The 23,136-nt window shown below is 68.9% G+C and carries 19 protein-coding genes; 11 read left to right on the top strand and 8 right to left on the bottom strand.

Translation table 11 applies throughout. From position 1 onward, the window contains the following. Nucleotides 1–307: 307 nt before the first annotated feature. The 3 genes from CFB41_RS29430 to CFB41_RS29420 all read left to right on the top strand — a co-directional run bounded on the left by CFB41_RS29430 (nucleotide 308) and on the right by CFB41_RS29420 (nucleotide 3,963). Nucleotides 308–1,627 (top strand): hypothetical protein, encoded by a 1,320-nt coding sequence (locus CFB41_RS29430; RefSeq protein WP_089458886.1) that lies wholly within the window; start codon nucleotides 308–310, stop codon nucleotides 1,625–1,627. 160 nt (nucleotides 1,628–1,787) lie between these two features. After that, nucleotides 1,788–2,900, top strand: coding sequence for a porin (locus CFB41_RS29425; RefSeq protein WP_089458885.1), 1,113 nt, complete (start codon nucleotides 1,788–1,790; stop codon nucleotides 2,898–2,900). A gap of 10 nt (nucleotides 2,901–2,910) precedes the next feature. Further along, on the top strand, nucleotides 2,911–3,963 hold the full coding sequence (locus CFB41_RS29420; protein WP_089458884.1) for a nucleoside hydrolase: 1,053 nt from the start codon (nucleotides 2,911–2,913) through the stop codon (nucleotides 3,961–3,963). Between the two features lie 47 nt (nucleotides 3,964–4,010). Here the strand turns inward: CFB41_RS29420 and CFB41_RS29415 are convergent, their stop codons facing one another. Continuing rightward, nucleotides 4,011–4,922, bottom strand: coding sequence for a LysR family transcriptional regulator (locus CFB41_RS29415; protein ID WP_089458883.1), 912 nt, complete (start codon nucleotides 4,920–4,922; stop codon nucleotides 4,011–4,013). A 94-nt stretch (nucleotides 4,923–5,016) separates the two neighbouring features. Here CFB41_RS29415 and CFB41_RS29410 point away from each other — a divergent pair, with 94 nt between their 5' ends. The 4 genes from CFB41_RS29410 (at nucleotide 5,017) to CFB41_RS29395 (ending at nucleotide 11,154) form a co-directional block, all read left to right on the top strand. Further along, nucleotides 5,017–6,366, top strand: coding sequence for an NCS2 family permease (locus CFB41_RS29410; RefSeq protein ID WP_089458882.1), 1,350 nt, complete (start codon nucleotides 5,017–5,019; stop codon nucleotides 6,364–6,366). Between the two features lie 47 nt (nucleotides 6,367–6,413). Continuing rightward, nucleotides 6,414–7,514 carry an adenosine deaminase gene (add, locus tag CFB41_RS29405; protein ID WP_089458881.1) on the top strand — a complete coding sequence of 367 codons (1,101 nt, stop codon included), beginning with the start codon at nucleotides 6,414–6,416 and terminating at the stop codon, nucleotides 7,512–7,514. 409 nt (nucleotides 7,515–7,923) lie between these two features. Then, entirely contained in the window at nucleotides 7,924–9,186 is a 1,263-nt protein-coding gene (locus tag CFB41_RS38800; RefSeq protein ID WP_256941260.1) for a hypothetical protein, read from the top strand. A 54-nt stretch (nucleotides 9,187–9,240) separates the two neighbouring features. Beyond that, complete coding sequence (locus CFB41_RS29395; protein WP_089458880.1) at nucleotides 9,241–11,154, top strand: WG repeat-containing protein; 1,914 nt, start codon at nucleotides 9,241–9,243, stop codon at nucleotides 11,152–11,154. A 46-nt stretch (nucleotides 11,155–11,200) separates the two neighbouring features. Here CFB41_RS29395 and CFB41_RS29390 read toward each other — a convergent pair whose 3' ends face one another. Continuing rightward, the gene (locus CFB41_RS29390; RefSeq protein ID WP_089458879.1) at nucleotides 11,201–13,429 is read right to left on the bottom strand and encodes a penicillin-binding protein 1A; all 2,229 of its coding nucleotides are present in this window, start codon (nucleotides 13,427–13,429) and stop codon (nucleotides 11,201–11,203) included. A 194-nt stretch (nucleotides 13,430–13,623) separates the two neighbouring features. Further along, complete coding sequence (locus CFB41_RS29385; protein ID WP_089458878.1) at nucleotides 13,624–15,150, bottom strand: PLP-dependent aminotransferase family protein; 1,527 nt, start codon at nucleotides 15,148–15,150, stop codon at nucleotides 13,624–13,626. Nucleotides 15,151–15,272: 122 nt separating this feature from the next. On the opposite strand from CFB41_RS29385, the gene CFB41_RS29380 reads away from it, so the two are divergent. After that, nucleotides 15,273–15,911 (top strand): FMN-binding negative transcriptional regulator, encoded by a 639-nt coding sequence (locus tag CFB41_RS29380; RefSeq protein WP_089458877.1) that lies wholly within the window; start codon nucleotides 15,273–15,275, stop codon nucleotides 15,909–15,911. A 55-nt stretch (nucleotides 15,912–15,966) separates the two neighbouring features. Here CFB41_RS29380 and CFB41_RS29375 read toward each other — a convergent pair whose 3' ends face one another. Then, nucleotides 15,967–16,548, bottom strand: a complete 582-nt coding sequence (locus CFB41_RS29375) for a thioredoxin family protein (protein WP_089458876.1) — start codon at nucleotides 16,546–16,548, stop codon at nucleotides 15,967–15,969. 227 nt (nucleotides 16,549–16,775) lie between these two features. On the opposite strand from CFB41_RS29375, the gene CFB41_RS29365 reads away from it, so the two are divergent. Both CFB41_RS29365 and CFB41_RS29360 read left to right on the top strand, forming a co-directional pair. Next, the gene (locus CFB41_RS29365) at nucleotides 16,776–17,516 is read left to right on the top strand and encodes a response regulator (protein ID WP_089458875.1); all 741 of its coding nucleotides are present in this window, start codon (nucleotides 16,776–16,778) and stop codon (nucleotides 17,514–17,516) included. Further along, nucleotides 17,513–18,835, top strand: coding sequence for an ATP-binding protein (locus CFB41_RS29360; protein WP_089458874.1), 1,323 nt, complete (start codon nucleotides 17,513–17,515; stop codon nucleotides 18,833–18,835). The genes CFB41_RS29365 and CFB41_RS29360 overlap by 4 nt, the downstream gene beginning before the upstream one ends. A gap of 60 nt (nucleotides 18,836–18,895) precedes the next feature. Here the strand turns inward: CFB41_RS29360 and CFB41_RS29355 are convergent, their stop codons facing one another. The 4 genes from CFB41_RS29355 to CFB41_RS29340 form a co-directional block, all read right to left on the bottom strand. Further along, nucleotides 18,896–19,507 (bottom strand): alpha/beta fold hydrolase, encoded by a 612-nt coding sequence (locus tag CFB41_RS29355; protein WP_089458873.1) that lies wholly within the window; start codon nucleotides 19,505–19,507, stop codon nucleotides 18,896–18,898. A 62-nt stretch (nucleotides 19,508–19,569) separates the two neighbouring features. Beyond that, the gene (locus CFB41_RS29350) at nucleotides 19,570–20,304 is read right to left on the bottom strand and encodes a metallophosphoesterase (protein ID WP_089458872.1); all 735 of its coding nucleotides are present in this window, start codon (nucleotides 20,302–20,304) and stop codon (nucleotides 19,570–19,572) included. Nucleotides 20,305–20,415: 111 nt separating this feature from the next. Continuing rightward, on the bottom strand, nucleotides 20,416–20,949 hold the full coding sequence (locus CFB41_RS29345; protein ID WP_089459035.1) for a GNAT family N-acetyltransferase: 534 nt from the start codon (nucleotides 20,947–20,949) through the stop codon (nucleotides 20,416–20,418). A 12-nt stretch (nucleotides 20,950–20,961) separates the two neighbouring features. Next, entirely contained in the window at nucleotides 20,962–21,594 is a 633-nt protein-coding gene (locus tag CFB41_RS29340; RefSeq protein ID WP_089458871.1) for a LysE family translocator, read from the bottom strand. Between the two features lie 305 nt (nucleotides 21,595–21,899). Between CFB41_RS29340 and CFB41_RS29330 the strand changes: the two genes are divergently transcribed. Then, nucleotides 21,900–23,093 (top strand): porin, encoded by a 1,194-nt coding sequence (locus CFB41_RS29330; RefSeq protein ID WP_089458870.1) that lies wholly within the window; start codon nucleotides 21,900–21,902, stop codon nucleotides 23,091–23,093. Nucleotides 23,094–23,136: the final 43 nt, after the last annotated feature.

Here is a 23,136-nt window from a genome sequence, read left to right as displayed (position 1 = left end):
CGAGTGATTTGGTGTCCGAATCGATTTGTAGATCCAGTCGTGCCTTCACGACGCACTCCGCTTCCTGTATCGATCGCTAACGCACAGCGAATCAGGCTGCCACGTAACGAAAAAGCAAGCGGAAACGAGTTGAAACAAAGTTGAAACAAAGCGTGACGAAGCGCAAAACCGCGACGCTCGCCCCTGCCGATTCTTGCATGGACGCGTAGAATGAAGGGCCTGACGACTCATTAGCCGCCATCGGACCGACCGCGTTGCAACAGCGAACGGCTCCGACGCGAAGAGGCGTCGGCGCCGGGCGCACACGATGCGCCGGACGTGTCGATGGCTCGCGCGGAAGATGCGCCGCCCGCAACAGCAGCATGCGGCGGCCGGATCGGCCGATGGCTTCGAACGTATGATGCCTTTCAGCTTCACGCGGCGATTTGCGAAGCCGCGTTGCCTTGCCCGTGTCGCCGCTGCGTGTATTGGGATCGCCGCGGCACTGCCGATCTCCATGCTCGTCGAGCGGCCAGCCTTTGCGGCGTCCGACGCATCGGCGCCCGTCGCTACGTCGTCCTCATCAGTCGAGTCACCCGCATCGGCAGCTTCTCGGGCGCATCCCGCTTCGGCGGCGCATGCATCGTCGGGTGCGTCGGCGGCCAAGCCCGCGTCTGCCGCATCACACGCGCATCCCGTGGAGCCTGCCAGCCCGGCGTCGCGCGCATCGAGTGCATCGGGCGCATCCGCTGCTTCCGCAGCTTCCACCGCCGCACCTGCATCGGCCGCTTCCGCTGCGCCCGCCAGCGAAGCCGAGGCACCTGCACCGACGCCGCCGCGCCAGCATCCGCCCCTGTCGGCCGAAGAGGCAAAAAATGCGACGGCGCACGCGATCGACATGCGCAAGCGCTTCACGCAGGAAGTCACGCGGCGCCTGAACGTGCCGGCAAGCGAGCAGCGCGCGTACGGCGAGCGGCTCCAGAAAGCGCTCGTCGATGCGGACCTCGGCGACCTCGCCGGCGAATACATCGCGATGGTCGACCGCGCGCCGAACGTCCAGGCGCTGTTCATCTACTTCCGCGCGACGCCGGCCAACGCGTGGATGATGATCGGCGCATCGCCGGTCGGCACCGGGCTGCCGGGCACGTACGACCATTTCCTGACGCCGCTCGGCGTGTTCCATCACTCGCCGGACAACATGGATTTCCGCGCGGAAGGCACGACGAACGAGAACGGCATTCGCGGCTATGGGCACCGCGACATGCGCATCTACGACTTCGGCTGGGTGGACGGCGAGCGCGGGTGGGGCAAGGGCGGCGTGTCGCCGATGCGGTTCCAGATGCATGCGACCGACCCCGATCGCCTCGAAGCGCTGCTGGGCATCCGGCACTCGAAAGGGTGCGTGCGCATTCCCGCGTCGCTGAACACGTTCTTCGACCGGCACGGCCTGCTCGACGACGACTACCAGGCGCGCGTCGAGGCCGGCAAGTCGCTGTGGGTGCTGCGCCGCGATCGCGACGTCACGCCGATCGCGGGCCGCTACCTGGTCGTGATCGACAGCGCACGCAAGACGCGGCCGGCATGGTCGCCATTGCCGGGGCGCAAGGCGTGGTCGCAGCTGCCGAAGGGCGGCGACACGGCGGATTGACGGCCGGCGAGGCGGGCACGGGAGCGATCCGGATGAGAATAAATCCGTTTTATTGAACCATAATAAAAGCAAACTTTTATTATCCGATCCGGGTTCGTATAGTCGAGGCCAGTTTCGCGGAACCCTGCCGCGCCTGGACCACCACCGATCACACGACCCGATGAAAACTCTCTACAAGCTCGCTCCGCTCGCGATGCTCGGCGCCTTCGCGACGCATGCCTGTGCGCAAAGCAGCATCACGCTGTACGGTCTCATTTCGGCCGGTGTCGGGTTCGCGACCAACCAGGGCGGCAAGAACGCCTGGCAGGCGTTGTCCGGCACGAACCAGAACCCGCGCTGGGGGCTGAAGGGCAAGGAGGATCTCGGGCAGGGGCTGTCCGCGGTCTTCCAGCTGGAGAACGGCTTCAACGTGATGACCGGCACGGCTGCGCAGAACGGCCGCGAGTTCGGGCGGATGGCCTACGTCGGCCTCGCCGACCGCACCTACGGCGCGTTGACGTTCGGCCGCCAGTACGACGCGATCCACGACTACATCGGGCCGGTGATCATCGCGAGCAACGGCGTGAACATCGGCGACAACGACAACGGCTACAACGACATCCGCGTGCAGAACTCGGTGAAGTACGTGAGCCCCGTTTACTACGGCCTGAAACTCACCGCGCTGTACGGCTTCAGCAACGCGACCGGCTTCGCGAACAACAGCGCATACAGCTTCGGGCTCGGCTACGAGCAGGGCCCGCTGCGCTGGAGCGTGGTCTACGCGCAGTACAACCATCCGTACAGCGCGACGAACCAGGACGGCGCGATCGCGAACGACTATGCGTCGCCGCTGCTGATCTTCAGCAAGAGCGCGATGTCGCCGGCGGCGTACGCGAGCCGGCAGCGGATCGCGGGCACGGGCGGCTTCTACACGATCGGCCGCGCGCAGTTCGCGGCGATGTTTACCGACGTGCGCTACGATTACCTCGACAATTCGCACCTGCACCTGCAGAACCTCGGCGTGAACGTCGTCTACACGATGACGCCGCAGCTCTTCCTCGGCGCCGCGTATGCGTTCACGAACGGCAAGTACGACGTGATCGACAAGCGGCCGAAATGGCACCAGGTGAACCTGCAGGCCGATTACTTCCTGTCGAAACGCACCGACGTCGCGCTGACGGTGATCGCGCAGCAGGCGGCCGGCGACGCGGACCATGCGCAGATCTTCGCGTACGCACGCTCGACCGGCACGCGCCAGATGATGGCGACGCTCGGCGTCCGGCATGTTTTCTGAGCGCCCGACCATGACCCATCCGATCGCCTCCCGCCGCACCTTCCTGAAACTGTCCGCCGCGCTGGCCGGCACCGCGCTGCTGCCCGAAACGGGCGCGTTCGCGGCCGGCGGCGACGCCGCGCGCCGCACGGTGATCATCGATACCGACCCGGGGCAGGACGACGCCATCGCGCTCCTGTTCGCGCTGGGCGCGCAGGACAGGCTCGACGTGCGCGCGCTGACCGCCGTCGCCGGCAACGTGCCGCTCGACCTGACCGAACGCAATGCGCGGATCATCCGCGACTGGGCCGGCCGCACGAAGACGCTGCCCGTCTACGCAGGCTGCCCGCGTCCGCTCGTGCGCGATCTCGTGACGGCCGCGAACGTGCACGGCAAGACCGGGCTCGAAGGCGTCGAGTTGCACGAGCCGCGCGCCCCGCTTGCCGCCGGTCACGCGGTGGCGTATCTCGTCGATACGCTGAGCCGCGCGGCGCCGGGCAGCGTGACGCTGTGCGCGCTCGGCCCGCTGACGAACCTCGCGACCGCGCTGGTCGAAGCGCCGCAGATTCGCAGCGCGCTGCGCGAAATCGTGCTGATGGGCGGCGCGTTCTTCGAGCGCGGCAACATCACGCCGGCCGCCGAATTCAATATCTACGTCGATCCGCAGGCGGCTGAAGTCGTATTCGGCAGCGGCGTGCCGATCGTCGTGCTGCCGCGCGACGTCGCGGTGAAAGCGCCGATCACGCCGGCGCGTGTCGCACCGTTCCGCGCGCTCGGCAACCGCTGCGGCGCGATCGTCGCGGACATCATGGACGCCGAACTCGCGTACAACAAGAAGCGGCGCGGCGTCGAAGACGCGCCGATGTACGACCCGACCGCGGTCGGCTATCTCGTCGATCCGACGCTGTTCGGCGGGCGCAAGGTGAACGTGATGGTCGAGACGACCGGGCAGTGGACGCTCGGCGAAACCGTCGTCGACTGGAACGGGCGCAGCGGCCGCACGGCGAACGCGACGTGGATCAACGAGGTCGATGCGGACCGCTTCTACGCGGCGCTCGTCGAGCGCATCGCGAAGCTGCCCTGAACGCGGGCAGTCACGCGGCGAACCATGAACGGTGAACGTGGACGCAATCAGATGTGCTGCGCAATCCATTCGCGGCACGCCCGCACGTGCGGGCCGCGATCGTCGCCGGTGAGCGAGATCAGCGAGATCGCGCGCGTGACGCGCGGCTTGTCGACGCGCAGCGCGACGAGTTCGGGATCGTGCAGATGCATCGTGTAGAGGCTCGGCAGCACGGCGGTCGCGAGGCCGTTGCGCGCAAGCGCGTAGAGCGGCTCGGTGTATTCCATCCGGTACGTGACGTTCAGACGCAGCTTCTCGGCGCCGCCGGTGCGATGCAGCGATTCGCTGACGCTGCCGCGCACGAACACCGCGAGCTCGCGATCGACGAGCCTGGCCCACGTGACGCTCTTCGCGCGGGCAAGCGGATCGTCACGCCGCACGACGATCACGATCTCGTCCTCGAAGAGCTGCTGGTAGCGCAGCGTGCCGTCGTCGCTGTCCGGTTCGCGCACGCCGATGCCGAGATCCGCGACGCTGTCGCGCACGGCTTCGACGAGCGCGCTGTTCGGCAGGTCGGTGAGGGTGAAGCGCAGCGTCGGATGCGCGTCGCGCAGTGCATTGAGCGCGGGCAGCAGGCGGCCCGCGACCGACGGGATAAACGCGATGCGCACGGTCTGGATGCGTTCGCCGATGAGCCGCGTCATGTCGTCGAAGGTGCCGCGCGCCTGGTTGAGCAGGCGTTCGGCGAGCGGCAGCACGGCTTCGCCCGCGGACGTCAACGTAAGCCGGTGCGCGGAGCGCGCGAACAGGCGCCCGCCGAGCAGGAACTCGATCTGGCGGATCGACGCGGTGAGCGCGGGCTGCGTGAGCGACAGCGCCTGCGCGGCCTGCGTGAAGCTGCGTGCGTGGGCGAGCACGACGAAGTGCTGGACCTGCCGCAGCGTAAGCGCGGGCAGCAGCGACGAGCGGTCGGACGACATCGGGCAATAACGGTCGGGATGCGGTACGCGGCAGTATAAGACCGCGCTGCGTGAATCGACACAGGACAATATTCGGAATCACAGGAGAACCACCATGTCAGCGACTGACACGATGCCGGCGCGCGCGCCGGCCCACTGGCTCGAACGCCGCTTCGCGCTCGCCGCGCGCGGTACGAGCGTGCGCACGGAGACGATCGCGGGCGTCACGTCGTTTCTCGCGGCCGCGTACCTGCTCGTCGTGATCCCGTCGCTGCTCGCGACGGGCGGCATGGAGCGCGGCGCGGCGACGACCGCGACGATCATCGTGTTCGTACTGTTCACCACGCTGATGGGGCTCTACGCGAACCTGCCGTTCCTCGTCGGCCCCGGCATCGGCGGCTCGGTGATCATCGGCGTGACGCTCGCGACGACCGAGCACGTCGGCTGGCAGACGGGCCTCGGCATCGCCTGCGTGTCGGGCGTGCTGTTCTTCCTGCTGACGATCCTCGGCGCGCGCGGCGTCGTGGTGCGGCTGATTCCGGTGCAGATCAAGCTCGGGCTCGGCGCATCGATCGGGCTGTTCGTGACGATGCTCGGGCTGCGCAACGCGGGGATGGTCGTCGCGAACGCGAAGACCAACGCGTTCGCGCTTGGCGATTTCTCGCGGCCGGGCGCGCTCGTTGCGCTGATCGGCCTCGCGGTCGCGATCGTGCTGCAGGCGCGCAAGGTGCCCGGCGCGATCCTGATCGCGATCCTCGTGGCAGCCGCGGCCGGCGTGCCGCTCGGCGTCACGCATCTGCCCGCGTCGTTCGTGTCGCTGCCGCACAGCATCGCGCCGATCGCGTTCAAGCTCGACATCGGCAGCGCGTTGAGCCTCGCGGCCGCACCGTACCTGTTCGCGTTCTTCGCGGCGGAATTCTTCTCGACGCTCGGCACCGCGCTCGCGGTCGGCGCGAAGGCGAACCTGCTCGACGAACAGGGCAACCTGCCGAACATCAACCGGCCGTTTCTCGTCGATTCGCTTGCGGCGACGCTCGGGCCCGTGTTCGGCATTCCCGCGCTGACCGCGCTGATCGAATCGGCGGCGGGCGTCGAGGCCGGCGGCCGCAGCGGGCTGTCGTCGCTTGCGGCGGCCGTGCTGTTCGCCGCGATGCTGCTGTTCGTGCCGGTCGCGCTCGCGATCCCGAAAGAGGCGACCGCGCCGGCGCTGATCCTGATCGGGCTGTCGATGTTCGCGACGATCCGCCATACGCATTTCGACGACTTCACCGATGCGTTGCCCGTGATGTCGATGGTGCTGCTCACGCTGATGTCGAACAGCTTCGGCACCGGCATCGCGGGCGGGCTGCTGTGCTACGTGCTCGTCAAGCTGCTGGCCGGCCGCTGGCGCGACGTGTCGTGGGGGCTCGTCGTGCTCGCGCTTCCGCTCGGCTACTACTTCTGGACCGTCGTGAAGCCGCACTGAGAGACGGCATTCACGACGCATCGGCACTACCCCAAAAAGAGACTGCAATGAAGGGAACACCAGGTAACGTCCCGGCCGCGCGCACGGGCATCGAGATCACGCCGGCCCATCGGGCCTTCTTCCACGCGCTGCCGAAGGTCGAGCTGCATTGCCACCTGCTCGGCGCGGTGCGGCACGACACGTTCGTCGCGCTCGCGGCGCGCAGCGGCGCGCCGATCGAGCGCGCGGAGATCGACGCGTTCTATGCGCGCGGCGAGAAGCCGGTCGGCGTGCTGCACGTGCTGCGCGCGCTCGACCGGTATCTGCTCACGCAGCCCGACGACCTGCGGCGGATCGCGTACGAGTATCTGGAGGATGCGGCCGCGCACCACGTCCGGCATGCGGAATTCTTCTGGAATCCGACCGGTACGGTGCGCGTGTCGGGTATCGCGTATGCGGATGCGCAGGCCGCGATCGTGACGGGGATTCGCGACGCCGCACGCGACTTCGGGATCGGCGCGCGCCTGATTCCGAGCATCGACCGCGAGCAGGATCCGGACGAAGCGGTGGCGCTCGTCGAATGGATGAAGGCAAACCGCGCGGACGAAGTCGCGGGGCTCGGGATCGACTATCGCGAGAACGACCGGCCGCCGGAGTTGTTCTGGAAGGCCTACCGCAATGCACGCGCGGCGGGCTTTCGCACGACCGCGCATGCGGGCGAGTTCGGGATGCCGTGGCGCAACGTCGAGACGGCCGTCGATCTGTTGCAGGTCGATCGCGTCGATCACGGTTACACGATCGTCGACAACCCGGAGCTGTGCGCGCGCTATGCGGAGCGCGGGATCGTCTTCACCGTCGTGCCGACGAATTCGTACTACCTGCGCACGCTGCCGCCGGAGCAATGGGCGGAACAGCATCCGATGCGCAAGATGCCGGGCCTCGGGCTGAAGATTCATCCGAACACCGACGATCCGACGCTGCACAAGGTCAATCCGTCGGAGGCGTGGGAGCTGATGTTCAGCCATTTCGGCTTCACCGTGGCCGAGCTGAAGCAGTTCATGCTGAACGGGATCGACGGCGCGTGGGTGGACGACACGACGAAGGCGGCGTGGCGTGCGGCGTGGGCGTCGGAGTTCGATGCGTTGGCAGGTACGCTCGCGGCGGCCTGAGCGCGGCTGCGTCATAGGCCGGCCGGTGCTTCAACCGGCCGGCGACTCGTTGTGCCGGAACAGCTTCGCGACGCCCGGCAGGCCGCCGGCGTCGAGCAATTCCGCGTAGCGGTACAGCAGGATCGCGATCGCGACTGCGCCGTGGGTCATGCCGGCTCCCCCTCGTTGAGCGATGACGACGATGGTGCGCGGCGCGCGGCAAGTCCGCTTCGTCCGGGTTGCCTGAGCCGGCACACGCCACTTCACATCTTTTCATTTCCCTGCACATCGCCGTGATGGGCACGCGCCGGCTGGCACGCGTCGCCCGCGTTCGCTATATTGGCGTCCGGTAGCGATTGGTCGTGTCGCAGCCGCCGTGCGCTGTCGCGCCGGATATTCCCAAAACAATTCGAAGAGAGAGGCTTCAGCCGTGCGTACCCCCTTGTTCTGTCTGCTGTTGCTCACGTCGCTATCCGCGCGGGCCGGCACTGCATGTGATGCGTTGCTTGGCGATTATGCGCCGGCGACCGGCAAACCCGCGACGCTGCGCGTCGAGAAAGTGGGCGGCGAGATCGTGCTGCGGGTGCGCGACGCCGGCCAGTGGAGTGTCGAAACGGCGCCGACGCACGAGGCCGAGCTGGAAACCGACGGTCCCGACAAGGCGCCGCCGGGCACCTGCGTGCTCGACGTGCCGGGCGGCGAACTGATCAAGCTGCCGATCGGCGCGCCGTATCAGGTCACGTCGATTGCCGGCACGAACTTCGAGACGAAGCATTCGACGACTGGCGTCGTGATGCTGGCGATGCAGGGCTTTCAGGTCAACGGCATGGAACTGTATCCGGTCGCGCGCAGCGGCGATTCGCCGCCGGAGCCCGTGAAGGCGGTGGCGGGGCGGGAGATTGCCGGCGCGGGCCCGTGCCCGGGCCACCGTCCGCCCGACATGAGCCAGGCCGACTTCGATGCGCTGCCGGAACCCGCGCACATGTATTTCGCCGAACTCGATCCGGTGCGGCAGCGCGCGTTCGTGTGCGGCCAGACGCTCGACGAGATCGTTGGCGTCGGCCTGATGTCGAACGACGACAAGGAAATCGATGCGATGTGGCGCCGGCTCGGCATGCTGTTGCGCGCGCATCAGGTGCCGCGTGATGAACTCGGCCGCGACGATCGCTGGCGCGTGGCCGGCCAGTTGCTGCGGCAGAACCGGCCCGACGCAGGCGCGCAGGCGTCGCCCGATCGCGCGCGCCGGCAGGCACTCGTGCTCGACGCGCTGGTGCCGAACCTGCCGCCGCCCGACACGCTGCGCGATGGCCGCGAAGAGCAGGCGAGCGACCTCGTCACCGAAATCGTGAAACTGCCGGAACCGGATGCACTCGCCGCGCTCGGCAAGTTGCAGGCGCGCGGCGTGCTGCGCTGGCAGCTCCATGACAACAACCCGTACCGGCTCGCCGACGTCGCATTGCCGGACGCATTGAATCCGCCCGTGGCGGCTTCGGTCTTCGTGCTGCTCGCGAAGGAGGCGAACCCGGACGTGCTGCATGACGATGCGCTGCTCGACGGCGAGGTGACTGCGCGCCGCGTCGACGGTGTGCAGCGCCTGCTCGACGCCGGCGTGAAGCCGTCCGCGAAAGTGCTGGCGGATGCGGCCGACACGCCGGAGATCCTGCGGCTGCTGAAGGCATCCACCTCACGCTGATGGCGGGCGAATCGACGCAATCCGACGACAACAAGAACGAGGGCGACCCTTCCAATGGGCAATCGATCATGGCTGTATCTCCAGGCCGGTGACGGCGACGACGCGCGAACGATCGCGCTCGCGGAATCCAACAATCACTTTCCGCTGCTGTGGCGCGTGCTGCTCGCCGACGGCGGCGCGGGCGACGCGATCACCGATCAGCGCATATTCGGCGATGCCGGCACGCCGAATCTCGCCAGCGATGCGCGCACCGCGCTTGCGCGACTCAGCCGGCTCGCGTCGTTCGTCGTCGCGTATCCGCTGCCCGGCGACGATCCGGCGCTCGCGCGCCAGTTCGATGCGGTCGTGCGGCATCTCGGCGAATCGATCGATGCGCTCGGCGACGCGCACGGCGCACCCCGGTTTTCCGCGAATCTCGACGAGTTGTCGTGGCTCGACGGCGGCGATCCGAACGACTACATCGACCAGGAACGCGATACCTGCACGCGGCTGTGGTGGCAGGTCGCGAACTGCATGGATTTCCGCGACGTGCGCGGCGTGCGCGATGCGCTCGAGATCGAGTCGCCGCCCGACTGGCGCGACTGGGCGTGGGGCTTCGGGTTCGGCGGCCTGTTGCATCACTATTTCGTTCGTCAGCAGCCGCCGCGCGGCGTGACGTTTGCCGAGCTGTTCGACGCCGGCGAAGTGCACGGCGACCGGCTCGGCTACGGCATGTTCAGCTTTCGTGCACGCAACGGGCTGTGGGGTGTGCGACGTGAAACCGACGATGCGTGGCACGTGATCGTGCCGCCCGAGTGGACGAACCTGTGGGCGAGCGGCGCGCGTGACGACCGGCTGCTGTGGGCCGCGCGCGACGGGAAGGTCGGTCTGCTGTTCGCCGACGGCGATGTCGACCGCGATGGCGACGAGATGCGGATCGTGCGCGAACCGTCGTTCGACGCCGTGTGGGATTTCAGCGGCGACGTCGCCTGCGTGCGCGTCGGTGAGCGGTTCGGACTCGTGCGCACGGACGGCACGTGGGTGCTCGAACCGTCGCTCGACGACTTCGGCGATTTCACGGGCGGGGTCGCATCCGCGAGCATGGACGGCCGCTGGGGCTTCGTCGACACGCGCGGTGCGTGGGCGATTCCACCGCGTTTCGACGATGCGCATGAATTCGAGAACGGCACCGTCGCGGCGGTATCCGAAGGCGAACGGTGGGGGCTGATCGGGCGCGACGGGCAATGGTGCGCGCAGCCCGAGTGGGACGCGCTCGAATGGTCGTCCGAATGCGGCGCCTTCGTCGCGCGGCGCAACGGTCACGTCGGCCTCGTCGATGCGAAAGGCCGCGTCGTCGTCGAGCCGCATTATGCGGAAGTCGCCAGGCTGACCGACGACGAACGGACGGACATGCTGACCGAGCTCGGCGCGATCCGCCATATCGTGCGGCGCGACGACGGGCGTTGCGCGATCGTCGACGGACAGGGCCGCGTGCTGACGCCGTTCGACTTCGTCAACATGGGGGCGCTGCCGTGGTTGCCCGATGACGAAACCGTGCCGGGCGAGCTGTTCACGCGATACGCGATCGGTGTCCTGCCGGGCGAGCCGGTGCAACTCGCGATCTGCGATCTCGAGACGGGCGCGACGCTCGTGCAGGGGCACTACGACGACGTGGCCGGCCTGTTCTGGGGCGCCGATCACGGCTGGCTGGCGTGTGTGGAGGCGGGCGGCGACGACGTGCGGGCGACGGTGCTTCGCGCGGACGGCACCGTGCTGCATCCGGCGCGTTACACGCGCATCGGTGACGATGCGCTGTTCGACGACGATCGCGACGCCGCCGACGGACACGCGATGCTGATGCCGTGGTTCGTCCGCCGTGTCGCGGTCGCGCAGCGCTGGAGCCTGGGCGAGCCGGTCGCCGCATTGCGCGACGACGGCGTGCCCGTATGGCTCTACGCGGACGGGCAAGCGACGACGACGCTTCGATAGGCCGAGCCGGTGTCGTGGAGGCCGGCGTGGCGCACCGGCAACCCAATCAGCGGAAGAACTTCAACCAGTCGAACAGGCCCGGATGCGGCGTGCGCCGGCGCGGCGCCGGCGCGCTGCGCGGCCGGAAATCCGGCGAGAACTGCGCGTGCGGATCGATCGCCTTCGCGCGCAGCGCCGCATCGTAGAAACTGCCGACGATCGGCAGCGCGCTGTGCGCGCCCGCGCCCCAGTAGTCGCTGCGCAGCGTCACGCTGCCATCGTCGAAGCCGACCCACGCGCCGGCCACGAGCTGCGGATGCATCAGGATGAACCAGCCGTCCGCGTTGTCCTGCGTCGTGCCCGTCTTGCCGGCGACGTCCACGCGAATGCCATACCGTGAACGAATGTCGGCGCCGGTGCCGCGATCGACGACATCGCGCATTACGTCGACCAGCGTCTGCGCGGCGGGCTCCGGCAACGCACGTTCGGGCGGCGCGCTGCCGAAGACGGCGAGCACCTTGCCGTCGCGATCCTCGATGCGCGTGATCATCTGCGGCGCGACGTATACGCCGCGGTTCGCAATCGTGCCGTACGCGGACACCATCTCCTTCAGCGTGACGGGGCTCGTGCCGAGCGCGAGCGACGGCACCGCGTCGAGCGGGCTCTCGCGCACGCCCATCGCGCGGGCGAGCTGCGCGACCTTCGTGGCGCCTTCGTGCTGCATCACCTGCGCGGTGATGCGGTTGCGCGACAGCGCGAGCGCATCGCGCAGCGTCATCGGCTCGTCGGTCGGCGGCTCGGCATCGGTCGGGCGCCAGACCGCGCGTCCGTCGATCGGGATCGCCACGGGGCGGTCGACGAACGTATCGCCCGGCCGCATGCCGTCCGCGAACGCGGCGCCATAGACGAACGGCTTGAACGTCGAGCCGGGCTGGCGCCGTGCCTGCGACACGTGATCGAACGGCTCGCTGCCGAAATCCGGGCTGCCGACCCACGCACGGATCGCGCCGTTGCGCGGATCGATCGCGACGAAGCCGGCCTGCACCTGCGTCTTGCGCTCGCACAGCGCGCGCATGAAATCGCGATTGGCGCCGAGCCGCTTCAGCGCCACGACATCGGTCAGCCCCGTGTCGCGCGCCTGCCGATAGTCGGGCGTCTGGCGGATGAAGCCGCGGAACAGGTCGTTGCGCAGCCCGCAGCCGGACGGGCCGCGCCACGCGCTATCGGCGATCGCCTGCAGCCGTTCGGTCTGCCGCGTCAGCGCCTGCGTCGCCATGTCCTGCAGCCGCGCGTCGAGCGTCGTGCGCACGACGAGTCCATCGGAGTACAGATCGTAGTTGTTGCGATCGGCCCACGCGATCAGCCATTTGCGCAACTGCACCGCGAAGTGCGGGGCGAGGACGGGCTGCCCCGACTGCGGCTCGAAGTCGACGCGCAGCGGCTGGCGCTGCAGTTTCGCGAGCTGCTGCGGCGTCAGCATGTGCATCTGCGCCATCCGGTCGAGCACGATGTTGCGTCGCTGTACCGCGCGCTCCGGGTTCAGCACCGGGTTGTAGTAGCTGTTGCCCTTCAGCATCCCGACGAGCGTCGCGCTTTCGACGATGTCGAGCTGGTCGGCCGACTTGCCGAAGTAGGTGCGCGCGGCCATTTCGACGCCGTACGCGTTGTACAGGAACGGCACGGTGTTCAGGTAGGTCTCGAGAATCTCGTCCTTGCTGTACACCGACTCGATCTTGAACGCCGTGATCAGCTCCTTCACCTTGCGGGTGAGCGTCGGCGCGCGGCCGACTTCATCCGGATACAGGTTGCGTGCAAGCTGCTGCGTGATCGTCGAGCCGCCCTGGCGGTCGCCCGAGAACGTGTGCAGCCCGGCCGCGAGCGTGCGGCGCACGTCGATGCCGTGATGCGCGTAGAAACGGTGGTCCTCGGTCGCGATCAGCGCGTCGACCATGTGCGGCGAGATCTGCTTGAGCGGCACCCATTCGCGGTTGACGGGCCGGAACTCGGCGATCAGCTGGCCGTCGGCGGACAGCACGCGCGCGGGACGGTCGATGCGCGCCTTGCGGATGTCGCCGATGCTCGGCGTGAACGGGACGAACGCGAGCAGCACCAGCAGGCCCAGCACCGGGATCGCGGCGAGCGTCAGCGCGACGCCGCGACGCGTCGGATGGCGCAGGCGATGCAGCGCGCCGGCGCCCAGCGCGCGGAGGCGCGCGCCGCAGGCGGCGGCGAACGGTACGACGCGGGCGCGGCAACGGCGCCACGCGTGACGGATAAGCGGCACGAAGCGATTCAAGGCGACAGGAGCGCGGATGGAAGAGGCGCGATCCTAGCAAACGGCACGCGTGCGACGCCCGCCAAAACGGCCGTTTGCTTGCAGGATTTACAGACGATTACGTTTGTTGCCCGCCGACAACCTTTTACGGCGCGGCGTGGCGCGATTCTCCCGACGAATCGCGGCCGGCGCCGCCCGCGCCCGAAGCCGTCTGGTCAGCGTGGCACGGCCCCGTCGGCGGCCATGGCGACCACCTCCGCGAGCCGCTGCGCGGCCGCTTCCATCTGCGCGCGGCCGAACCCGCCGAAGCCGAGCACGAGCCCCGGGCGGGCCGTGCCCGGCGCGAACATCGGCGACACCGCGCGCACCGCGACGCCGGCTTGCGCGGCGCGCTCGACCACGTCGAGATCGTCGATCCCTTCCGCGAGCCACAACACGACGTGCATGCCCTGATCGCCCGGCTGCACCCACGCGCGTTCGCGCGGCAGCCGCGCACCGAGCGTGTCGATCAGCAGCGCGCGCTGTTCCGCATACACGCCGCGCACGCGGCGGATGTGGCGGTCGAGGTGGCCTTCCGCGATGAACGCGGCCAGCACGTGCTGGTCGGCGGTCGGCACATGACGATCCATCAGCACGCGGGCGCCGCAGAACGCGGGCACGAGATCGTCGGGCGCGATCACGTAGCCGAGCCGCAGCGATGGAAACAGGATCTTGCTGAACGTGCCGAGATAGATCACGAGGTCGGGGTCGAGCCCTTGCAGCGACGGGAACGGATGGCCTTCGTAGCGCAGCTCGCTGTCGTAATCGTCCTCGACCACCCATGCGCGTTGCGCACGCGCCCAGGCGAGCAGCGCATTGCGCCGCGCCATGTTGAGCGGCATGCCGAGCGGATACTGGTGCGACGGCGTGACGAACGCGACCCGCGCATGCGGCGCGAGACGGATGCCGGCGTCGACGTCGATTCCGTCGGCGTCGACCGGCACCCGCACCATCGCGTCGCGCCGCCCGGTGCTGTCGAGCAGCGCGGTGATGCCGCGATAGGCCGGATTCTCGACCCACGCCTGATCGCCCGCGCCGAGCAGCACCTGGCTCGCGAGATGCAGCCCCTGCTGCGTGCCGCTCGTGATCACGACCTGGTCGGCATGGCAGCGCACCGAGCGCGAGCGGCGCACGTAGTCGGCGATCGCTTCGCGCAGCGGCAGCGCGCCTTGCGGATCGGCATAGCCGGACGGTGCGCCGGCGCCGCGTGCGCGCAGGCGGTTGCCGAGCCTGCGCCAGATGTCGTCGGGCGCGGTGAGGCCGATCGGCACCGAGATCGCGAACGGCATGGCCGGCAGCGGACGGAATTCGCCGGCGATTCGCGCGAAGGTGGCGGCCGGCTCGGGGAGGCCGGTATGCGCCGGCGGTCGGCGCCGGGCAGGCGGCTCGGGCGCGTTGACGGGCGCGTTGACGGGCGGCGGCTCGGCGAGCGCGAGCGCGCTCGCGACCCGCGTGCCCGCGCCGCCGCGCGATTCGAGAAAGCCTTCGGCGATGAGCTGCGCATAAGCATCGACGACGGTGCCGCGCGCCACCTGCAGCGACGCGGCGAGCAGCCGTGTGGACGGCAGCGCGTCACCCGGGCGGACGTCGCCGCGCCGCACGGCGTCGCGCAGCGCCTGCGCGAGCTGGCGGCTCAGGTCGCCGGCCGCACGATCGAGCGCGCCGAGCGACGGGATGTCGACGTTCCGGGCCGTTCTTGCCATGATTCTGGTCTACTGAAATTGTTTCAAACCGGCTCTACAGCATAAACCAGTTTGGCGCCACAATCGGCGCATAACGGGCCAGCGCCCGATCCATTCCCACCCCGCATGACCGTGGAGCCGCCATGTACGTCCCCGCCGATTTCAACGAGCCCAACCCCGACGCGCTGCGCGAGCTGATCGTGCAGCATCCGTTCGGCAGCCTGATCACGCACGGCAAGAGCGGGCTCGACGCGAATCACATCCCGTTCGAGCTGCTGCCCGGCGACGGCGGGCTCGGCGAACTGCACGCGCACGTCTCGCGCGCGAATCCGGTCTGGCAGGACGTCGCGAACGGCGACGAGGTGCTCGTGATCTTCCGTGCGGGCGACGCGTATATCTCGCCGACCTGGTATCCGAGCAAGCATGTCGCGCACCGGCAGGTGCCGACGTGGAACTACGTGGTCGTGCATGCGCACGGCCGCATCACGGTGCGCGACGACGCGAAGTTCGTGCGTGGCGTGGTCGCCCGGCTGACGCGCACGCACGAGGCGTCGCAGCCGGTGCCGTGGAAGATGGGCGACGCGCCGGCGGATTATCTCGACGCGATGCTGCAGGCGATCGTCGGGCTGCAGATCGAGATCACGCGGCTCGTCGGCAAGCGCAAGCTCGGGCAGAACAAGGACGAGGCCGATATCCGCGGCGCCGGCGACGCGCTGGTCGCGAACGGCAACCTCGCGATCGGGGAAGCGATGATCGAGGCGGCCGACGCGAAGCGCGGGTGAGCGCTCGCGACGGGCAGGCAAGCGCGGGCAAGCGCCGCGCCCGCGCGCCGGCCCGTCACTGCGTGCGGGTCGCGCCCTTCGCGCCTTCACCGGCCTGCGCGAGCGCGCCGCGAATCGCGGCGTCGGTCTTGTCGTACTCGCCCTCGCCATAGCGCGTATAGACGACCTTTCCGCTCGCGTCGATCAGGTACAGCGCGGGCCAGTACTGGTTGCCGTACGCGCGCCACGTGTCGTAGCGGTTGTCCTGCGCGACCGGATACTGGATGCCGAAGCGCTTGATCGCATCGGCGACGTTGCCCGCGTCGCGCTCGAACGGATACTCGGGTGTATGCACGCCGACCACGACGAGCCCCTGGTCGCGATACTTCCGGTCCCACTCCTTCACGTACGGAATCGTATGAATGCAGTTGATGCACGAGTACGTCCAGAAGTCGACGAGCACGACCTTGCCGCGCAACTGGCCGAGCGTCAGCGGCGCGCTGTTGTGCCAGCGGTCGATGCCGGTGAAATCGGGCGCGGACATGCCGGCCTGCGAAGTCGGCATGCCGGCGTCGTCGCGGGTGCCCGCGAAGGCGGCGAGCCCGGCCGTGGCGGCAAGGGCGAAGACGAGGGCGGCGATCTTGAGTCGGGGCAGCATGGCGTTCTCCTGAGCGGGAGGCCGCCGCGCGGTGGCGGCGGCCGGACGGGTTTCGACAGGCCCCATTAAGCGGCGCCGACGTATCTGCGATGTGTCCGGCGAGCCACGCGTGTGCAATGTTGTGTGTCGTCGCGGCGGCGCGATACATTGGGATACAAACGGATGCCCGCCGTGCGGTATAAAAGCGGACATCACCTGCCCGACTACCTCGACACCGACCACGACTCATGGACAAGATCGACCACGTGCTGATCGTCGACGACGACCGCGCGATCCGCGAACTGATCGCGGATTACCTGGAGAAGAACGGCATGCGCGTGTCGCTGGCCGCGAACGGCCGCGAGATGCGCAACGTGCTGGACGACGGCGCGCCCGACCTGATCGTGCTCGACCTGATGATGCCGGGCGAGGATGGCCTCACGCTGTGCCGCGACCTGCGCGCCGGCAAGTTCCGCACGGTGCCCGTGCTGATGCTGACCGCGCGCGGCGAGGAAACCGACCGCATCATCGGTCTCGAGATGGGCGCCGACGATTACCTGGCCAAGCCGTTCGCGGTGCGCGAACTGCTCGCGCGGATCCGCTCGGTGCTGCGCCGCGCGCGCATGCTGCCGCCCGGCATGCAAGTGACGGAAACGGCTGAGATGCTCGCGTTCGGAGAATGGCGGCTCGACACGACCGGGCGCCACCTGCTCGATGCGGAAGGCACGCTGGTCGCGCTGAGCGGCGCCGAATACCGGCTGCTGCGCGTATTTCTCGATAACCCGCAACGCGTGCTGACGCGCGACCAGTTGCTCAATCTCACGCAGGGTCGGCAGTCCGATCCGTTCGACCGGTCGATCGACCTGCTCGTGAGCCGGCTGCGCCAGCGCCTGCGCGACGGCGCGCGCGAACCGCGCTACATCAAGACGCTGCGCAACGAGGGCTATGTGTTCTCGTCGGCCGTGACTGCCGTCGACGGTACGTCATGAGCGCGCGCACCCCGTGGCACTGGCCGCGCTCGCTGTTCGCGCGGCTCGCGCTGATCCTGTGCGTGGGCCTCGCGCTCGCGCAGACGCTGTCGTTCTGGCTCACCGTGACCGAGCGCGACCAGGCGACCACCAACCTGATGATGGGCTACATCGAGCGCGAGGTCGCGAGCTCGGTCGCGTTGCTCGACCACCTGCCGCCCGCCGAGCGCGCCGCGTGGCTGCCGCGTCTCGCACGGCGCAGCTATACGTTCATCCTCGGGCCCGGCGAGACCGGCACGCCGCCGGAAGCGCGGCTGTCGGCACGCGTCGAGCGCTCGATCTCCGACGGCATCGGCGGCGACTATCCGCTCACCGCGAACGCGATTCCCGGCGACCGCGAACATCTGCAGGTGCATCTGCGCCTGACCGACGGGTCGCCGCTGACGATCGACATCCATCCGATGTCGACGGTGCCGCTGTCGGGCTGGCTGCCGGTCGTGCTCGTGCTGCAGCTCGCGGTGCTGGCCGCGTGCTGCTGGCTCGCGGTGCGCCTCGCGACGCGGCCGCTCAAGCAGCTCGCGCAGGCCGCCGATGCGCTCGGCCCCGACCTGAAGGGCGAGCGGCTGAACGAGGGCGGGCCGTCGGAAGTCGCGCGCGCCGCCCGGGCGTTCAACGCGATGCAGGATCGCATCGCGCAGTACATGGCCGAGCGCATGCAGATCCTCGCGTCGATCTCGCATGACCTGCAGACGCCGATCACGCGGATGCGCTTGCGCGCCGACCTGATGGAGGACGACGCGCAGGGCGCGAAGCTGCGCCAGGACCTGCTCGAGATGGAGCATCTGGTAAAGGAGGGCGTCGCGTACGCGCGGACGCTGCACGGCAACGAGGAAGCCGCGCGCCGGATCGATCTCGATGCGCTGCTCGACAGCATCGTGTGCGACTACACGGATGCGGGGCAGGACGTCGCGCTGCACAGCCGCGCGCCGCTCGCGCTCGTCACGCGGCCGAAGGCGCTGCGCCGCATCGTCGGCAACCTCGTCGACAACGCGCTGAAGTTCGCGGGCGCGGCCGAGATCGACGTGCACGCCGCGCCGGACGGCGGCGCGGTGATCGCCGTGCTCGACCGCGGGCCCGGCATTCCGGACGATCAGCTCGACGCGGTGTTCGAGCCATTCCGGCGCGTGGAGACGTCGCGCAACCGCGAGACGGGCGGCACGGGGCTCGGCCTCGCGATCGCGCGGCAGCTCGCGCTGGCGATGGGCGGCACGCTCACGCTCAGCAACCGGGCGGACGGTGGCGGGCTCGAGGCGCGGCTGACGTTGAGGAATGCGGGGTGACAGCGTGCGGCGTGTGAGCGCCGCGGGTTCAGGTTGGTGCTGAAGCCGACGCGCGCGACGTCACCCGCGCTGCAGATGCGCATCGACGAGCGGCGCGAGCGTCGTTGCATGCACGGCCGCGAGATCGTGCCGGCCGCCCGGCACGACATGCAGCTGCGCGTCGGGCAGCCGTTCGAGCAGGCGCCGGCCGGCCGCGACGGGGCTGATCGAATCGTCGTCGCCCCACAGCAGCAGCGTCGGCTGTGCGATGCGCCCGATCTCCTGCGACAGGTCGGCACGGAACGTCAGGAACCAGTTGGGAAGCTGCGGGTTCGCTTCCGCGAAACCGGTGCGCCAGTCCTGCGCGCCGAGCCCGGCCATGTCGAGGCCGCCGGACGTGACCGTCAGCACGAGGTGCGTGATCAGTGCGGGCTTGTCGAGCGCCGCGCGCATCGCGATCACGCCGCCCATCGACTGCGCGATCACGGCGGTCGGCCGGTCGATCGTTTCCAGCACATGACGCACGAGGCTGTCGAAATCGTCGACGGCCGGATCGTGCGGCGTGTCGCCGAAGCCCGGGTAGCCGACGATGCGGCGCTCGGCCGGATGCGTGAGAAGGCCGGCGAGCGGTTGCCAGAAAGCGGTGCTGCCCGATGCGCCGGGCAGGAAGAGCAGTTGCGACGGAACGGGCATGGCGGTGCGGTTTCCCGGTGAGTGAAGTGAAGCGGAAGGGCGCGCGACGTGAGCCGGGCGCATCAGCACCGGCCGGTGCGCAGCGCGACGGTCCAGTCGTCGCGTCCGCGCGTTGCCGCGGTGGCGGCCGCCGTGTGCCAGTCGTATTCGACCGCATGGAATTCGACGTTCCAGCCGGCGGCCGTGCGCGACACCATCGCGTAGCGCGCATGCGGCGAGCCTGTCTCGATGCGGTGCGGATGCGGCAGGTCGTCCGTGTAGGCCTGCAGCCCGACGCTGCCCGGGTTGACGATCAGCCGGCCGTCGTCGAGCTTCGCCGTCCGCGGGATATGCGTGTGGCCGCACAGGATCAGCGATGCCGGTTCGTCGCCCGCGCGCTGCGCGATTTCATCGGGCGTGGCCGCGCGGCAGCCGTCGGGCGTGACCGTTTCGAGGAAATAGACGAGGTCGCTGTCGGGCGTGCCGTGCACCATCAGCACATCGTCGCCGAGCGTCATGCGTTCGGGCAGCGCGGCGATCCATTCCAGATGATCGGCGCGCAGCGTGTCGTGCGCCCAGCGATCCGACAGCCGCATCGACTCGCGATCGCCGGTGAGCAGTTGCCGTTCGTGATTGCCCTTGATGGTCGGCAGGTCGAGCGCGATCAGGCGGTCGGCCGTTTCGGGCGGATGGAGCGCGCCGGACAGGATGTCGCCGAGATTGACGATGACGTCGGCGCCGCGGCGGCGGATGTCGTCGAGCACTGCGTCGAGTGCGGCGAGGTTGCCGTGGATGTCGGACAGCGCGGCGATTTTCATGGCGGATCGGCGAGGAAGGGAACGGCGATTGTCGCCAATTCGGCGCAGGCCGTCCAATGGCGCGCGCATGCGACGCGGTGATCGGTTTGACGTGACGCCGCGATTGGTGTGTCAGTCGGTCGCGAGGCGCGCGTACATCGCGAAATCGCCCGGCGTGCCGCGCACCATCTTGTACGCGCGCAACAGCCCTTCGTAGCGGTAGCCGCATTTCTGCAGCACGCGCGCGGAGCCTGCGTTGCTGGTCAGCACGACGGCCTGCATGCGCATGAAGCCCTCGGCGAATGCCCACTCGGTGACGGACGTACACAGCGCGCTCGCGATCCCGCGCCCCCAGTGCGACGGCGCGAGATCGTAAGCGATTTCCGCCGAGCGGTTCGTGGTCGAGACGGTATGCAGGCCGATCGTCCCGGCGAGCGCGCCCGATGCGTCGTCGATCACGGCGAGACGCCGGATCGAATCGGGGTCCGTCGATTCGATGGCGTCGAACAGCGGCAGCAGATCGTCGGGCGAGCGCAGGTTCCAGCTCGTATGGCGGTAGACGTCGGGGTTCGTCAGGTATGCGTGCCACGCGCCGAGGTCGGCGCGTTCGATCTGGCGGAGCGACAGGCCGGGAAAGCCGGAGCGGGGCGGCGCAGCGACTCGCATCCGCATCCGCGCCTATGCCGCATGACGCCGATACAGCGCCAGCGACCCGGCGAGCGCGAGCAGCATCGCGCCGCACGTGCGTTCTAGCCACAGCGCTCCCGCGCGCTTCAGCAACCGCACCGCGCGTGCGCCGAGCAGCGCGTAGCCGAACATCACGACCCCGTCGAGCAGCGCGAACGTGACCGCGAGCGCGACGTATTGCGGCGCGAGCGGCGCGGACGGATCCAGGAACTGCGGCAGGAAGGCGGAGAAGAACAGATAGCCCTTCGGGTTGGTCACCGCCGTGAGGAAACTCTTCGCGAAGATCGACGCGTTGTGCCCGGATGTGTCGCCGCCGTGCGCGGCGGCGACGTCGAGCGAGCCCTTCGACATCAGCAGCCGGATGCCGACGTACGCGAGATACGCGGCGCCGAGCCACTTCACCACCGAGAACCAGAATGCCGACGCCATCAGCAGCGCGCCGAGGCCGAGCGCGACCGCGACGATCAGCACGAAGTCGGACAGCATCGCGCCCGCGAAGCCGTAGGCCGCGCGGCGCACACCGTAGCGCGAGCCGTTGGTCAGCGCGAGTAGCACGGTCGGGCCGGGTGTCGCGATACCGACGAACGCGACAGCGGCGAAGATAAGCAAGGTCGTCTCATGCATGAAGGCACTCCCGGTGGATGGCGCGCGTTCGATTATCGGTTGCGCCCGCCCGGGCTGTACAGGTGCGACGCGCTGCGCACACGGCCGGCTGCGCGACTATCTCGATTTTGGCAAGAAACTGTTTTCATTATTGTGCTTTCGACGGGAACCGGTTCCATCTACCATGGCGGCCGCAGTGGGCACGCCCGCCGCGTCGTCGCGCGCGGACGCGGCCGGCCTCGCACCGCCGGCACATCTCGCCGCCCGCGCGCTGCTCGCAACTGACAGCCAGAACAACGGGTTCAACGCCCGGAGACACGACAATCATGAACAAGCAACTGATCGCAGCCCCGCTGCTGCTCTCGCTCGCGGGCATCGCCGCCGCGCAAAGCTCCGTCACGCTGTACGGCATCGTCGATGCGGGGGTGACCTATCGCAGCAACGAGCGAGTCGGCTCCGCGGGCGCGTACACCGGCCATTCGAGTGTCGGACTCACGACCGGCAATCTGTCCGGCAGCCGCTGGGGGATCAAGGGTTCCGAGGATCTCGGCGGCGGGATGCGCGCGCTGTTCGTCCTCGAGAACGGCTTCGACATCACGAACGGCACGTCGGGGCAGGGTGGCCGACAGTTCGGCCGCCAGGCGTTCGTCGGCCTCGGCAGCGACCGCTACGGCACGGTCACGCTCGGCCGCCAGTACACGTCGCTCGACGATTTCGTGAGCCCGGTCGGCCCGTCGTCGTTCATCGGCGGCTTCGGCGCGCACCCGGGCGACATCGACGACCTCGACCAGACCGCGCGGGTCGACAGCTCGATCAAGTACACGAGCGCCAGCTACTCGGGCTTCACGTTCGGCGCGCTGTACGGCTTCGGCAGCCAGCCGGGCAGCATGAAGCAGCGCAACACGTGGAGCGTCGGCGCGGCATATGCGGCGGGCCCGCTGCGCGTCGGCGTCGGTTACGAGCGGTCGGACAACAGTAAGACGGGCGCGACCGACCCGACGGCCGGCAAGTGGCAGAGCACCGACGACGGGCTGTTCAATTCGTCGATCAACGAAGGCTACGCGAGCGCGCAATCGCAGCAGGTCATCGCGACCGGCGCGACGTACGACTTCGGGCCGGCCGTCGTCGGCGTGAACTACAGCAACGTGCAGTACCGCAGCGGCGGCCAGTCGCTGTTCACGGGCCACGCGACGTTCAACGTCGCGGGCGTGTTCACGCGCTGGAACGTGCGCCCGCAGACGCAACTGTTCGCGGGCTACAGCTACACGCGCGGCAGCGATGTCGACGGCGTGGACGACCGCGCGCAGTATCACAACGTCACGCTCGGCGCCGTGTATGACCTGTCGAAGCGCACCAGCGTGTACCTGCTCGGCGCGTACCAGCATGCATCGGGCATGACGCTCGACGCGCTCGGCCGGCCGGTAGCCGCGACCGCGTCGGTGTCGGACAAGGCGAACGGCCACTCGTCCGATTCCCGCTCGCAGGCCATCGTCAGCCTCGGCCTGCGCCAGAAGTTCTGACGTAAAGCGATCGTTGCGACCGCAACGTTGCCCGCAGTCGATG

Origin of the sequence: Burkholderia sp. AU33803 (assembly GCF_002223095.1) — a bacterium.
GTDB lineage: Bacteria > Pseudomonadota > Gammaproteobacteria > Burkholderiales > Burkholderiaceae > Burkholderia.
This window is presented reverse-complemented; position numbering and strand designations above follow the sequence as displayed.

Excerpts from the sequence above, each read along its gene's own strand:
- CFB41_RS29410 (WP_089458882.1), top strand. The coding sequence starts at position 5,017 with ATGTCAGCGACTGACACGATGCCGGCGCGCGCGCCGGCCCACTGGCTC.
- CFB41_RS29375 (WP_089458876.1), bottom strand. The coding sequence starts at position 16,548 with ATGCTGCCCCGACTCAAGATCGCCGCCCTCGTCTTCGCCCTTGCCGCC.
- CFB41_RS29430 (WP_089458886.1), top strand. The coding sequence starts at position 308 with ATGCGCCGGACGTGTCGATGGCTCGCGCGGAAGATGCGCCGCCCGCAA.
- CFB41_RS29340 (WP_089458871.1), bottom strand. The coding sequence starts at position 21,594 with ATGCATGAGACGACCTTGCTTATCTTCGCCGCTGTCGCGTTCGTCGGT.
- CFB41_RS29350 (WP_089458872.1), bottom strand. The coding sequence starts at position 20,304 with ATGAAAATCGCCGCGCTGTCCGACATCCACGGCAACCTCGCCGCACTC.
- CFB41_RS29420 (WP_089458884.1), top strand. The coding sequence starts at position 2,911 with ATGACCCATCCGATCGCCTCCCGCCGCACCTTCCTGAAACTGTCCGCC.
- CFB41_RS29425 (WP_089458885.1), top strand. The coding sequence starts at position 1,788 with ATGAAAACTCTCTACAAGCTCGCTCCGCTCGCGATGCTCGGCGCCTTC.
- CFB41_RS29360 (WP_089458874.1), top strand. The coding sequence starts at position 17,513 with ATGAGCGCGCGCACCCCGTGGCACTGGCCGCGCTCGCTGTTCGCGCGG.
- CFB41_RS29345 (WP_089459035.1), bottom strand. The coding sequence starts at position 20,949 with ATGCGAGTCGCTGCGCCGCCCCGCTCCGGCTTTCCCGGCCTGTCGCTC.
- CFB41_RS29415 (WP_089458883.1), bottom strand. The coding sequence starts at position 4,922 with ATGTCGTCCGACCGCTCGTCGCTGCTGCCCGCGCTTACGCTGCGGCAG.
- CFB41_RS29385 (WP_089458878.1), bottom strand. The coding sequence starts at position 15,150 with ATGGCAAGAACGGCCCGGAACGTCGACATCCCGTCGCTCGGCGCGCTC.
- CFB41_RS29365 (WP_089458875.1), top strand. The coding sequence starts at position 16,776 with ATGGACAAGATCGACCACGTGCTGATCGTCGACGACGACCGCGCGATC.
- CFB41_RS29355 (WP_089458873.1), bottom strand. The coding sequence starts at position 19,507 with ATGCCCGTTCCGTCGCAACTGCTCTTCCTGCCCGGCGCATCGGGCAGC.
- CFB41_RS29380 (WP_089458877.1), top strand. The coding sequence starts at position 15,273 with ATGTACGTCCCCGCCGATTTCAACGAGCCCAACCCCGACGCGCTGCGC.
- CFB41_RS29395 (WP_089458880.1), top strand. The coding sequence starts at position 9,241 with ATGGGCAATCGATCATGGCTGTATCTCCAGGCCGGTGACGGCGACGAC.
- CFB41_RS29330 (WP_089458870.1), top strand. The coding sequence starts at position 21,900 with ATGAACAAGCAACTGATCGCAGCCCCGCTGCTGCTCTCGCTCGCGGGC.
- add (WP_089458881.1), top strand. The coding sequence starts at position 6,414 with ATGAAGGGAACACCAGGTAACGTCCCGGCCGCGCGCACGGGCATCGAG.